Source organism: Streptomyces sp. NPDC004031, from assembly GCF_053604375.1.
Map to the genome: position 1 here is coordinate 72,552 of NZ_JBSGHL010000021.1, position 12,624 is coordinate 85,175.

The window sequence follows — 12,624 nt, forward strand, 5'->3', positions numbered from 1 at the left end:
GAGCGGTGCGACCGGCGCGACCGGCCCGCGGCGGCTCGCCGCCGGGGCTCAGCAGGTGTCCGCCGGGGACGCGCTCAGGGCCTGCGTGCCCCATGCGAGCCTGCGCAGCGTGTCCTTGCCGCCCGGCTCGCGCGCCGCGACCCGCACCGTCACACCGGTCCGGTCCGCAGCGACCAGTTCGCCGCACACCGCGCCGTCCCGTGTGTGGACGCTGACCAGGCCGGACGCCGCGTCCGCCGCCGGCGCCGTCCACGTCAGCATCACCGCGGCCGCCGTCGCCAGCACCCCCACGACCGCGAGCCCCCGGGCCAGGGCGACCAGCCGCCCGATCCGCCGCACCTCCGCCGACTCCCAGCGCAGCAGCGCCGAACCGTCCGCGTACACCAGCGCCTGCCCCGGCTTGCCGTGCGCGGCCGACGCCACCGCGAACGCGGACGCCAGCAGCGCGAGCAGGCCGCACGCCGTACAGGCCACGACCGCGTACCGGAAGTCCGGCGGCAGCTCGGCGACGTTCTCCCGGCCCTTGAGCACCAGCACCGCCGCGAGCAGCGCGGTGGCGGTGGCGAGGAAGTTGCGCCACCCCTCGGCCTGCGCGCGGGCGACCTCCAGCTGCGACTGCAGCATGTCCTGCACCCGGGCCTGCGCCCGCAGCCGCGCGGCCCGGTTCGTCGTCGGCATCAGGGCGTCCCCGGCGCCGGGGACGGCACGCGGACCGTCCACCAGGCGCCGCAGCCGGGGAACTCGTCGGTGTTCCGCGGATGCGTACGCGGGCAGCCGCAGTCCATCGTCCGCTCCGCGGGCGCCTGCTGCTGCGCCCGCGGCCAGGGCAGCCCCTTCGCCACCGTGCCGGGCACGACGGTGGGCAGCGGGAAAGCCGTCGCGCTGTGGCAGACCGGGCAGGTGCCGGTGGCCACCAGGATCCCGGCGGCGTCGGTGTGCCAGGCGAGATCGCCGGGCGGCGCCACCTCCTGCTCGCGGAAGTCGGTGTCCTCATGGTCCGGCATGCGCGCTCACCTCCGGGGCGGGTGCGGATTCGGCGGCCCCGGCGGATTCCGCCGGGAGGGTCAGCCCGAAGAGCGGCGCGAAGTACGCGAGCCGCTCCCGCGCTTCGGCGGGCGTCAACTCCGTCTCCTCGGCGGCGAGTTCGATGTGCCCCACGGTGACCTCGCCGCTGAGCGCGGGCTCCGTGCCGGTGAGCTTGCGGGAGAGCAGGATGACGTCCCGCCAGTCCGGCGCGCGCTCGTCGTCGGCCGGTTCGGGGCATGCGCTCATGTCCAGCCCGTAGGGGCCGTAGGGCGTGAGGGCGCGGTAGGTGGAGGCCAGACCGCGGTCGAGGCGGACGGCGGTGACGACGAGGGCGAGGGGGGTGAGGAGGCTTTCGTCCAGCGGGGCGTAGTCGAACAGTTCCTCGACGGCCGGGTCCGGTGTCCAGGTCGAGGGGGCGTGGCGCGGGACCGCGGGGGCGCCGAACGGCTCGTACGCGCGCAGTTCCTCGGCGGCGGCGGGGAGTTCGAGGTTGCGGGCGTCCGCGTGTTCGAGGAGGACTTCCAGGGCGATCGCGCGCTTCCAGCCGGCTCCGGTCCCCTCGCACAGCGCCTGGTACACCGCGAGGTCCGGGCGCAGCGCACGGCATTCGGCGGGCACCTCCACGATCTCGATCCCGAAGGACGCGGCCTCGTCGCGTACTTCGTCGGCGGCTGCCCCCAGGTCGGTGCGGTTGTGGGCGGCCAGGGCGATGAGATAAGCCCCGCCCAGCATGTTCGAGCAGGGGTCGAAGTCGACGGAGAAGGTCGACGAGCTCCCTCGCCGGTCGGACAGGTGCCAGTGGGCCAGCAGTAGTTTCGCGGGGTGCTGCTCCGGCGGCAGCGCGAGCCAGCGGCGGACAGCCGCGGCGGCGTTCGGGGCGACGATGCCGGCTGCTGCGAGGGCCGCGGTTCGGCGCACTTCCTCTGCCGGTGAGTCGTACGGTGCGTCGTACGGGCGCGCCGACGACAGCGCCCGCAGCACCGCCAGCGCGCTGTAGGGACGGGGGAGGGGATCCCCCTGGTGGAAGAGCGCCTGCCACCACTGGCCCGGTGTGACCGTGAGCACGGATTCCAGCCGCCTGTCGTCGACATCGACGCGCAGGTCGGTCCGCGACGCGGCCTCGCGGACCCTGGCGAGCGTCTCGGCGACCGGTACGTCGCTGTTCACCGCTGCGATCATCAGCAGCCGGTGGAGCGTGACGGGGACGACGGGGGAAGTCCCGGGCATCGGCGCCGGCGTGCGCGCCGAGTAGAGAGTGCGCGCGTCCTCGGACTGCAGCAGTGCCTGCTCATGGCCCTCGCCGGTCACCTGGTAGCCGAAGGACCGGTAGCGGCGCGCTGTGTCGACGACCTGCGCGACCGGGTAGCCGAGCCTGTTCGCGACGAACGCGGCGACCGCCGGGGTCACCACGACGGGAAGCGCAGGCGCGTCGCGCTCTCCGCCCAGGATCCGCATCTCGGCTGGTGTCGGGACATGGTGGGTGAGATCGCCGGTGTCCGGGGGTTCCGGGATGCGGGGGTCCAGGATCCTGAGCAGACGGATCAGGCCCGCCACGTGGCCGAGAGTGCGCCGGGTGTGGCCTGCGAACAGTACGAGAGCGGCCGGCTCCCGGGTTGGACCGGGCACAGCGATGTTCTCGTGGAGATCCTTCGTCTCACGCGTGCACGGCACATCACGCAGCGCGCTCAGGTCCTCGGGCGCCGGAACGACGACGCCTGTGACCGCGTAACGGCGTAGCGCGCGCAGCAGGGTCCGCAGATCGGCTCCGGTGTCGAGGGCGGCCTGCAGCGCAGCCGCGCCCGCGTCCCAGTCGTGGTGGCCGCCCGGCTCGCGGAACAGCACCGCGTCGAGGGCGCGAGGACGGGGGAACCCGCTGGGGACCCAGTCCCCGGAGGTGCCGTTCGGGTCCCAGGGGGCATCGTCCGTCACGATTCCCGACCGCCAGCGGTGGAAGAAGCCGGCAGTCGTGGACGACCTGGAGATCCAACGCCCGGACGAGTCGGTGTCGAGCGGGATGCAGCCGACGTCCCCGAGGCGCCATAGCCGGAGGGCGGTTCCCTCAGGATTCCGGTTCGGGTCTGAGATGCTCACCGTCGTGTCCGCCGCGAGCAGGCGGTCGACCACACGGACACCGAGTGCGGGGTTGTCGTCGACCAACTCCCACAGCCAGCGCAGGGGCAGCGCGTCGATCCGGGTCAGGTCGTCGGCGGCCGAGACGAGTTCCCGCATGACCATGTCCTCGTCGAAGGCGTTGAGCTGGTTGCGGCTGGCGCTGAGGACGGGGCGGTGCCGGTGGCGCAGGTTGACGATGTAGCCGAACGGTGTCCGGGCGCCGGACACGGCGATGCCGTCGACGAGAAGCAGACCGCGGTCCTGCGTCCACCAGATGTCCCGGTCCGGATCCTGCCGCGTCACCAAGGGCGGCATCGCGCCCAGGAGTTCCCCTGCGGGCAGGGGCACCGACACCGGCGAGCCGGGCGTCGTCTCCTCCGTGACGACCAGGCCCACGGGGCTGTACCAGACGTGCTCGCGCAGGAATCCGCCGACCGAGGGCGGATCGTCCGCGAACTCCGGCCGCAGGTAGAGCCGTACGGTGGTGCCCGCGTCGATGTCGTCGCACGGCGTGATGTGCATCAGGCCCGAGTCGGCCACCACGTCCACACGGTGGCCGGAGGGGCCCGCGCCGAAGCCGCTTCTCGCCGCCGGGCGGGTCGTCACCCGGATCTCCTCGGCGAGCATGAAGTAGCTGAACACCCCGATGCCGAAGCGGCTGTTCAGCTCGGGCACGATGCCGACCCGGCGCCAGCGCCGCAACTCCCTTACCCGTGCGGGGGACTGCTCGTTGCGGCGGCCGGCGCGGGCGAACAGGTCGCGCAGTTCCTCGGCCGTCATGCCGATGCCCTCGTCCTGGCACTCGACGTAGAGGCGGCCGTCGGCCGGGTCCCGGGCGAGGGTGAACGTGACGGTGTACGAGGCGAGTTCGGCGGGGCGGCGGGTGCCGTCGCCGGTGCGGGCGGCGTACTGCTGACGGGCCTGGCGGCGGCGGCAGGCGTCCAGGGCGTTCTGGTACAGCTCGCGGATGGCCAGCAGGCGGTCGCCGTAGAGCTGGGTGCCCATGATGAGGGGCTTGACGCCGTCCTCGGCGAGCTGGAAGCGGGGCGGCGGGGCCTCGTAGGAGCCGGGGTTCACCGGTTCGAGCGCGTCGGTGTTGATGTGGCGGGGGAGCGCGGAGAGCAGGATCTCGCTCGGCTGGGCCTTGGCGATGTTGCGGGCGGCCGAACTCGCGCTGTCCGCCTGGCGTTCCAGCGCGACGTGCAGGGCCGCGCTGTGGCACGCGGCGGACAGCGTCCAGTCGGCGGAGTGCCCGGCGCCGACGGGGTGGACGTCGCACGCGACGACCTGGGCGACGACGTCGGCCGCCGTCACGCGGTGGTGCGGTACGCCGAGGTGGTCGACCACGATGCCGTCGAGCAACCTCGGGTCCACGGCGAGGAGTTCGGCCACGTAGAGCAGTTCGGCGAGCCGCGCGGGGCGCCAGAAGGCGGGCTGCGCGTAGATGCCGAGCTGGGCGGCGAGTCCGGTCTGCCACAGTTCGTCGTTCGGCGCGTCGGGGCCGGGGCGGGTGCGCATCTGGGCGACGACCTGGAAGAGCGCGGCCCGCAGCCGGTCGCGGCTGTGGGCCGGGGGGTTCGCGCCGAGCCCCGCGGCCTTCGCGGCGGTGTCGGTGAGCAGCTCCATGACGGCCGTCAGGCTGTCCAGCTCCCCGAGGACGGGCCCGCCGGTGCCGGGCGCCCGCAGGTGTTCGGCGAGCTGGTCCCAAAGCTGGTCCCACCCGGCGAGCAGGCGGTGCCGCAGCCAGCTCTCGGCGGCGACGGCGGCGTCCCGGGCCTCGGCAGCGGCGGCCGCGTTCCCCGCGGCGTCCGCCGCGTCGCCCGCCGCCAGCAGGCGCAGCCGCTTCGCCTCGATCTGGCCGAAGGCCCGCCGTACGTCGGCCATGTCGTCGGCCAGGTGCCGCCGTGCCTCGTCGGGGGAGCCGGAATCGGAGTCGGAGCCGGAGCGGGTGCCGGAATCCGGGCCGGAGTCCTCGTCCTGCCCGCCCCGCGGGCCCTGCGGTGGGTGCAGCCGGGCCAGGGCGCGGCGGCCGCACGCCACCGCGGCCTCGCGGACGAAGGGGGTGGCCAGCAGCGTCACCGCCTCCAGCGCGCTGAGGCGGCCGCCCTCCGCGGCGGGCGGGACGAGGCGGTCGAGCTGGCACAGGACGCGGGCGGGGTGGTGCGGGTCGTCCCAGGGGTCGGGGCCCGCCTTGGCGGGGTGGGCGGCGTCGCGGCGGATCGCGGCGACCTTCTCGACGATGCGGCCGAGGCCGTCGGCGAGCGGGCCGGTGCCGAGGGTGCCGGGGGTGCCGGGGGCGACGCGGTCCCACAGCGCGGAGCCGCGCACGGCCTCGGCCCACAGGCCGCGTCCCGGGCCCGAGGCGCAGATGACGCGGTCGGCGTGCACGGCGGCCGGGGCGCCGGTCCTGCCGTGCAGCCACCACGCGTCGAGACGGGCCGACCGGCCGTTGTCCGCGGCGATCTCGCGGGTCCGCCGCCGGACGGCGGCGATGACCTCGCCGACCGTGCGGGGCGGGGTGCCCGGACCGAGCGCTTCGGCGAGGGCGCGGCCCATGAAGCTGCCCGAGGCGTTGCCCATGGCCTGGCGTCCGGGCGGGCAGCCGTAGAGCAGGACGACGTTCTCCCGCAGGCCCGTGAAGTCCGGTCTGGTGACCTGGCCGGGGTCGGGCGTGAGCGCGTCGCGGCACGCGTCGAGGCACACCAGCACGGTCGCCTGCGAGGTGAGGCCGCCGAGCAGTTCGTCGGGCCGCACCGCGACGAGTTCTGCGGGGCCCGCGGCGGGGTCGTAGCCGTGGGGGACGAGGTGGTCGACGTCGTCGACGCGTACGCCGTGGCCGGAGAAGTAGACGAGGGCGGCGTCCTCGTCCCGCAGGCCGGCCAGGAAGGTGCGCAGGGCCGCGTACAGGCGGGTGCGGCTGGTCCGTTCCGGGGTGTCCAGCACGGTCAGGTCGTCGTCGGCGCAACCGGAGGCGAGGAGCGCGTCCTTGACGCGTGCGGCGTCCCCGGCGGTGAAGCCGAGGTCGCTGGGTACGGCGATCAGCAGTGCACGTAACGCGCCCACGGCGGAGCGGCCCTCCCGTCTCGGAAACCGGCCGCGTACCCCCTGTGCCCCCAACTCGCCGCCGGCAGAGCGGCATTATGGCAGAGCGGCCCGGCGAGCACGGACAAACACCCCACCTCCGGCGGCCCGCGCCCTCATCCCCGCGCCCGCACCGCGCGGTACAGCCGTACCGAGCGCGGGCCGATGCCCACGGCGGTGCCCGCCGGGGTCGGCGGGGCGGCGGGCGGGGCGGACTGCGCCTCCAGGGCGGTGTCGAGGAGGAGGTCGTAGGTGGTGGCCCAGGGCGGGCCGGGGAGGGTGAAGGAGCAGGCGAGGTGCCCGGCGTGGACGACGAGCAGGAAGCTGTCGTCCCGGACGGGGGCGCCGCGCGGGTCGCGGTGCGGGATGTCCGCGCCGGACAGGTACATCCCGAGGGTGGCGGAGTGCGCGAACCACTCCTCGTCGGTGAGTTCGCCGCCGTGCGCGCCGAACCACGCGACGTCCCGCAGCCCTTCGGGGGCCTGCGCCAGGCCGGAGAAGAAGCCGCCGCTGCGCAGCACCGGGTGGGCGCGGCGCAGCGCGATCAGCCGGGCGGCGAGGTCGCGCAGCGCGGCCCAGCCGGGGTCGTCGAGCAGCGACCAGTCGATCCAGCTGGTCTCGTTGTCCTGGCAGTAGGCGTTGTTGTTGCCGCCCTGCGTGCGGCCCATCTCGTCGCCCGCGACCAGCATCGGCACGCCGGTGGACAGCAGCAGTGTGGCGAGCAGGTTGCGTATCTGCCGCCGCCGCAGCGCGAGCACGTCCGGGTCGTCGGTCGGGCCCTCGGCGCCGCAGTTCCAGGAGCGGTTGTCGGGGGAGCCGTCCCGGCCGTCCTCGCCGTTGGCCTCGTTGTGCTTGTCCTGGTAGCTGACGAGGTCGCGCAGCGTGAAACCGTCGTGCGCGGTCACGAAGTTGACGGAGGCGTACGGGCGGCGGCCGCCCCAGTCGTAGAGGTCGCTGGAGCCGGACAGCCGGTAGCCGAGGTCGCGTACGTCGGCGGTCGCGCCGCGCCAGAAGTCCCGGACGGTGTCGCGGTAGCGGTCGTTCCACTCCGTCCACAGCGGTGGGAAGGCGCCGACCTGGTAGCCGCCCGAGCCGACGTCCCAGGGCTCGGCGATGAGCTTGACCCGGCGCAGCACCGGGTCCTGGGCGATGACGGCGAGGAAGGGGGAGAGCATGTCGACGTCGTGCATGGAGCGGGCCAGCGCCGCCGCGAGGTCGAAGCGGAAGCCGTCGACGCCCATCTCCGTCACCCAGTAGCGCAGCGAGTCGGTGATCAGGCGCAGCACGTGCGGCTGCATCACGGCGAGGGTGTTGCCGCAGCCGGTGTAGTCGGCGTAGCCGCGCGGGTCGGGGCCGAGCCGGTAGTAGCCGCGGTTGTCGATGCCGCGCAGGGACAGCGTCGGGCCGCCCTGGCCGCCCTCGGCGGTGTGGTTGTAGACGACGTCGAGGATGACCTCGATCCCGGCGGCGTGCAGCGCCCGCACCATCGCCTTGAACTCCCCGACCTGCGCGCCGCCCGAGCCGCTGGCGCTGTAGGCGGCGTGCGGGGCGAAGTAGCCGATCGAGTTGTAGCCCCAGTAGTTGGAGAGGCCGCGGCCCTCCAGGTGCTCCTCGTGCGCGAACTGGTGGACGGGCAGCAGCTCGACGGCCGTCACGCCCAGCGAGGTGAGGTGCGCGAGGGCCGCGGGGTGCGCCAGCCCGGCGTAGGTGCCGCGCAGTTCGGGCGGCACCCCGGGGTGGCGGCGGGTGAAGCCGCGGACGTGCAGCTCGTAGATGACGGTGTCCGACCAAGGGGTCTTGGGGCGGTGGTCGTCCTCCGAGGAGTCGGCCTGCGCCCAGTCGTCCACCACCACGCCCTTGGGCACGAAGGGCGCCGAGTCGCGGTCGTCGCGCACGGTGTCGGCGGCGCCCGGCTCGGGCCAGTCGCGTACGTGCCCGTACACCTCCGGGACGAGGCGGAAGCCGCCGTCCACCGCGCGGGCGTACGGGTCGAGCAGCAGCTTCGCCGGATTCCAGCGGGCCCCCGTCCACGGGTCCCAGCGGCCGCCGACGCGGAAGCCGTAGCGCTGCCCGGGGAGCACGCCGGGCACGAAGCCGTGCCACACCTCGTGCGTCAGCTCGGCCAGTGGGACGCGGGTCTCGGTGCCGTCGGCGGCGAACAGGCACACCTCGACGGATTCCGCGCCGCCTGCCCACAGGGCGAAGTTGGTGCCCTGCCGCCCGTCGGGCCCGGTGTGGAAGCGGGCGCCCAGCGGCTCGGGCGACCCGGGCCACACCTCGGCCGCCGGAGTCACGGCGGCGGGGGCGCCCGGCCCACTGCCGCGGGGTGCGGGCAGCGGGAGGCCGGGCGCCCACCCGGGCACCCCGGATTCGCGTGTCTCCGACACGTACGTCCTCCCGCGGCTCGGGCACGGCGGTGGCCGCGCCGGGCGTCCCGTGCCCGGCGGCCTGCCGTGTCCCTGCCCTGTTCCTTCCCCTCGCGGGGCCCGGTCTCACCACCTGGGCGGCCACCGCCCCGGGCGGTGCGTTTCCCGGACGGCGGTGCGTCGTTGACGGTGCGTGAGAGAAGCGGTGCGGCGCGCGGTGCGCGCGGGTGCGGGGGTGCTACTGGGTGCGGTGCTCGCCGCGGGGTGCGCGGTGGGCGGGGGCGGCGGCCCGGACGGGAAGGGCGGCGGGGCGGACGGTGCCGGGGCGCCCGTGTCGCGGGCGGTCATCAGCGTCGAGCCCGGGGACGGGGCCAGGGACGTCGCCGCGCGGGGCGCGCTGGCGGTGCGCGTCGCGCACGGCAGGCTCACCGAGGTCACGGTGCGGGCGGCGGACGGCACGCCGGTGCCGGGGCGGCTCGCGGCGGACCGGCGCGGCTGGCGCCCGGACGGCACGCTCGCGCTGGCCACGCAGTACACCGTCGACGCGCTCGCGCAGGACGGGCAGGGCCGGGAGGCCGCCAAGCACACCGACTTCACCACGCTGGTGCCGCAGCACACCGTGATCGGCTTCTTCAGCCCGGAGGAGGGCAGCACGGTCGGCGACGCCATGATCGTCTCGCTGACGTTCAGCCGCCCGGTCGCCGACCGGGCCGCGGTCGAGCGCGCGGTGACCGTCACCGCGCAGCCCGCCGTGCGGGTCGTCGGCCACTGGTTCGGCGACCAGCGCCTCGACCTGCGCCCCGCCGGGTACTGGGCGCCGGGCTCGCACGTCACGCTGCATCTGCGGCTGCGGGACGTGGCGGCGGCGCCCGGCGTCTACGGCACGCAGTCCAAGGACGTGCACTTCACGATCGGCCGCGACCAGCGCACCACGGTGGACGCGGCCACCCACACCATGACCGTGCGGCGGGACGGCCGGGTCGTGCGCAGCCTGGACGTCTCCACCGGGGCGCCGGGGCACACCACGTACAACGGGGTCATGGTGATCGCGCAGAAGTTCGCGGTCACCCGGATGGACAGCCGCACGGTCGGCTTCGGCGGCGAGTACGACATCCCCGACGTCCCGCACGCGATGCGGCTCACCCGGTCGGGCACCTTCGTGCACGGCAACTACTGGTCCGCGCCCGATGTCTTCGGCCGCACCAACGTCAGTCACGGGTGCATCGGGCTGTTCGACACCAAGGGCGGCGGCTCCGACACCCCGGCGGGCTGGTTCTACGACCATTCGCTCGTCGGCGACCCGATCCGGGTGGTGAATTCCCATGACGGAACGGTCGCGCCGGACAACGGAATGAGCGGCTGGAATCTCGACTGGCGGCAATGGGTGGCCGGTTCGGCACTCTGAGTACGCGAGGCAATGCTGCAGGTCATCTCCCTGCGGCATGTGCCCGCGCGCGCAATTCCGGTGAAGAGCCTGTGAATTGTTGCGGCAATGCTGTGAACTCACCCCTACGGGAACCGAATCGCTCTCCCGTGCGTCCGTCTTCACGACCGCCTCCGGTAATCGCACGCGCGTGCGGGTCCGGTTCGCGCGGCGGATACGCCTGCACGACAGCAAGGAGTGAGTTCGATGTCCTGCGCCAACCCGGACTGCCGGAAGATGGGATGCAGCACCGATCCGAGGCCGCGGCCGTCCCGCCCCGGCACCTCAGGCAAGTAGCCCCTGCAGGGCCCGCCGCCCGCACCTGGCAGGACCCGCGGTGATCTGGGACGCAATGGTGACATTCCCGGGCCGCCCAGAAGCCTCGCGGTGTGGTTTTCTTGCGCCAGCCGGGGAGGTCCGGGGCTGAGGTGCGGGAAGCGGGCAAGGGGAGCGACGGACGTGAAGCCGATAGGCGTGGCGCCTGGGGTCAGAAGGACGATATCCGCGCTGATGGTAGGGGCGGCGCTGCTCGCCGCGGCCGCCTGCGGGGGCGGCGGGGGCGGTGACGACTCCGCGTCCGGCCCGTCCGGGCCCGCGTCCTCGGCGGCGGCCGGTGCCTCGCCGGACACCGCGCCCTCGACCGCCGTCGTCACGATCGCCCCGCAGGACGGCGCCGACAACGTCGCCACCACCGGTGAGCTGAAGGTCTCCGCGAGCGGCGGCAAGCTGTCCACCGTCGTCGTCAAGGACGACAAGGGCGCCGAGGTGCCCGGCGACATCAGCGCGGACGGCCTGGGCTGGACGCCCACCGGGCATCTGGACACCTCGACGCAGTACACCGTCGACGCGACCGCCAAGGACGCCGCGGGCCGCGAGTCCGACAAGCACGCGACCTTCACCACGGTCACCCCCAAGGACACCTTCGTCGGCTACTTCACGCCCGAGGACGGCTCGACCGTCGGCGTCGGCATGGAGGTCTACCTCCACTTCAGCCGCCCGATCACGCACAAGAAGGCCGTCGAGCAGGGCGTGTCGGTCTCCGCCTCGCCCTCCGTGGAGACCGCCTCGCGCTGGTACGGCAACCAGGACCTCTACATCCGCCCGGCCGACTACTGGACGCCCGGCACCAAGGTCACGCTGAACCTGGACCTCAAGGGTGTCGAGGGCGCCGCCGGGGTCTACGGCAAGCAGCAGAAGTCCGTGCACTTCACGATCGGCCGCCGCCAGGTGAGCGTCGTGGACGCGTCCAAGCACACGATGACCGTCTACCGCGACAACAAGGTGGTCCGGACGATCCCGATCTCCTCCGGCGCTCCCGAGCACACCACGTACAACGGCAAGATGGTGATCTCCGAGAAGTACGTCACCACCCGGATGAACGGCGACACCGTCGGATTCGGCGGGGAGTACGACATCAAGGACGTGCCGCACGCGATGCGGCTCACCACCTCGGGCACCTTCATCCACGGCAACTACTGGGCCGCGAACTCGGTCTTCGGGCACAGCAACACCAGCCACGGCTGCGTCGGCCTGCACGACGTGCGCGGCGCGCACGACCCGGACACCCCGGCGGCGTGGTTCTACAACAGCTCGATCATCGGCGACGTCGTCGAGGTCGTGCACTCCAAGGACAAGACCGTGCAGTGGTACAACGGCCTGAACGGCTGGAACATGCCGTGGGAGCAGTGGAAGGCCTGATGCCGCCCGGCCGGGTGGGCGCCGTAGTCTCGCCGTCATGACTGTGACCTTCGAAGTCGACGACGGCGTCGGCACCGTGACGCTCGCCCGGCCGCCCATGAACGCGCTCGACAGCGCCGTGCAGGACCGCCTCGCGGAGATCGCCCGCGAGGCGTCCGCCCGGCCGGACGTACGGGCGCTGGTGCTGTGGGGCGGCGAGAAGGTCTTCGCGGCGGGCGCCGACATCAAGGAGATGCAGGACATGTCCTACGAGGACATGGCGCTGCGCTCCGGCCCGCTCCAGGAGGCCTTCACCGCGATCGCCCGCATCCCCAAGCCGGTGGTGGCCGCGGTGACCGGCTACGCGCTCGGCGGCGGCTGCGAGCTGGCGCTGTGCGCGGACGTGCGGATCGCCGCGCAGGACGCGACGTTCGGGCAGCCGGAGATCCTGCTGGGCCTCATCCCGGGCGCCGGCGGCACCCAGCGGCTCGCCCGGCTCGTCGGTCCCTCCCGCGCCAAGGACCTGATCTTCACCGGGCGCATGGTGGGCGCGGCCGAGGCGCTCGCGATCGGCCTGGTCGACAAGGTGGTGCCGGCCGCCGAGGTGTACGAGGCCGCGCACGCGTGGGCGGCGCGGCTGGCGCGCGGTCCGGCGCTGGCGCTGCGGGCGGCCAAGCAGGCGGTGGACGCGGGTCTGGAGACCGACCTGGACAGCGGCCTGGCGCTGGAACGCGCGCTGTTCACGGGCCTGTTCGCGACCCGGGACCGGGAGACCGGGATGCGCAGCTTCGTGGAGCAGGGACCGGGGAAAGCACAATTCCGCTGAGGCGTTACCCGGTTGAGGTCTGTACGACTCTCGTACAGGCACTCGAACATCGGTAGCCCGCCGGTGGCGGCCTTTCCTTAAGGCAGGCTTATGCCAACCTTAAGAATTTTTGT

Annotated in this window: 7 protein-coding genes; 3 read left to right on the plus strand and 4 right to left on the minus strand. The window is 73.8% G+C overall.

The window, feature by feature from the left end; translation table 11 throughout:
• Positions 1–48: 48 nt before the first annotated feature.
• The 4 genes from ACWERV_RS16040 to glgX all read right to left on the minus strand — a co-directional run bounded on the left by ACWERV_RS16040 (position 49) and on the right by glgX (position 8,555).
• Positions 49–678 (minus strand): hypothetical protein, encoded by a 630-nt coding sequence (locus tag ACWERV_RS16040; protein WP_452933224.1) that lies wholly within the window; start codon positions 676–678, stop codon positions 49–51.
• Positions 678–1,004, minus strand: coding sequence for a hypothetical protein (locus ACWERV_RS16045; RefSeq protein ID WP_452933226.1), 327 nt, complete (start codon positions 1,002–1,004; stop codon positions 678–680). Before ACWERV_RS16045 ends, ACWERV_RS16040 begins: the two co-directional genes overlap by 1 nt.
• Positions 991–6,201, minus strand: coding sequence for a wHTH domain-containing protein (locus ACWERV_RS16050; RefSeq protein WP_452933228.1), 5,211 nt, complete (start codon positions 6,199–6,201; stop codon positions 991–993). Before ACWERV_RS16050 ends, ACWERV_RS16045 begins: the two co-directional genes overlap by 14 nt.
• 134 nt (positions 6,202–6,335) lie before the next feature.
• Positions 6,336–8,555, minus strand: a complete 2,220-nt coding sequence (gene glgX / locus ACWERV_RS16055) for a glycogen debranching protein GlgX (protein WP_452933303.1) — start codon at positions 8,553–8,555, stop codon at positions 6,336–6,338.
• Positions 8,556–8,820: 265 nt separating this feature from the next.
• On the opposite strand from glgX, the gene ACWERV_RS16060 reads away from it, so the two are divergent.
• From ACWERV_RS16060 to ACWERV_RS16070, 3 genes are all read left to right on the plus strand, one after another.
• Complete coding sequence (locus ACWERV_RS16060) at positions 8,821–9,990, plus strand: L,D-transpeptidase (protein WP_452933230.1); 1,170 nt, start codon at positions 8,821–8,823, stop codon at positions 9,988–9,990.
• A gap of 528 nt (positions 9,991–10,518) precedes the next feature.
• Positions 10,519–11,706, plus strand: a complete 1,188-nt coding sequence (locus tag ACWERV_RS16065; RefSeq protein ID WP_452933231.1) for a L,D-transpeptidase — start codon at positions 10,519–10,521, stop codon at positions 11,704–11,706.
• 37 nt (positions 11,707–11,743) lie between these two features.
• Positions 11,744–12,511, plus strand: a complete 768-nt coding sequence (locus ACWERV_RS16070; protein ID WP_452933232.1) for an enoyl-CoA hydratase/isomerase family protein — start codon at positions 11,744–11,746, stop codon at positions 12,509–12,511.
• Positions 12,512–12,624 lie beyond the last annotated feature (113 nt).

What these genes read in the sequence shown, in the direction of transcription:
- ACWERV_RS16045 (WP_452933226.1), bottom strand. Translation starts at nt 1,004, where the DNA reads ATGCCGGACCATGAGGACACCGACTTCCGCGAGCAGGAGGTGGCGCCG.
- ACWERV_RS16070 (WP_452933232.1), top strand. Translation starts at nt 11,744, where the DNA reads ATGACTGTGACCTTCGAAGTCGACGACGGCGTCGGCACCGTGACGCTC.
- ACWERV_RS16065 (WP_452933231.1), top strand. Translation starts at nt 10,519, where the DNA reads ATGGTAGGGGCGGCGCTGCTCGCCGCGGCCGCCTGCGGGGGCGGCGGG.
- ACWERV_RS16040 (WP_452933224.1), bottom strand. Translation starts at nt 678, where the DNA reads ATGCCGACGACGAACCGGGCCGCGCGGCTGCGGGCGCAGGCCCGGGTG.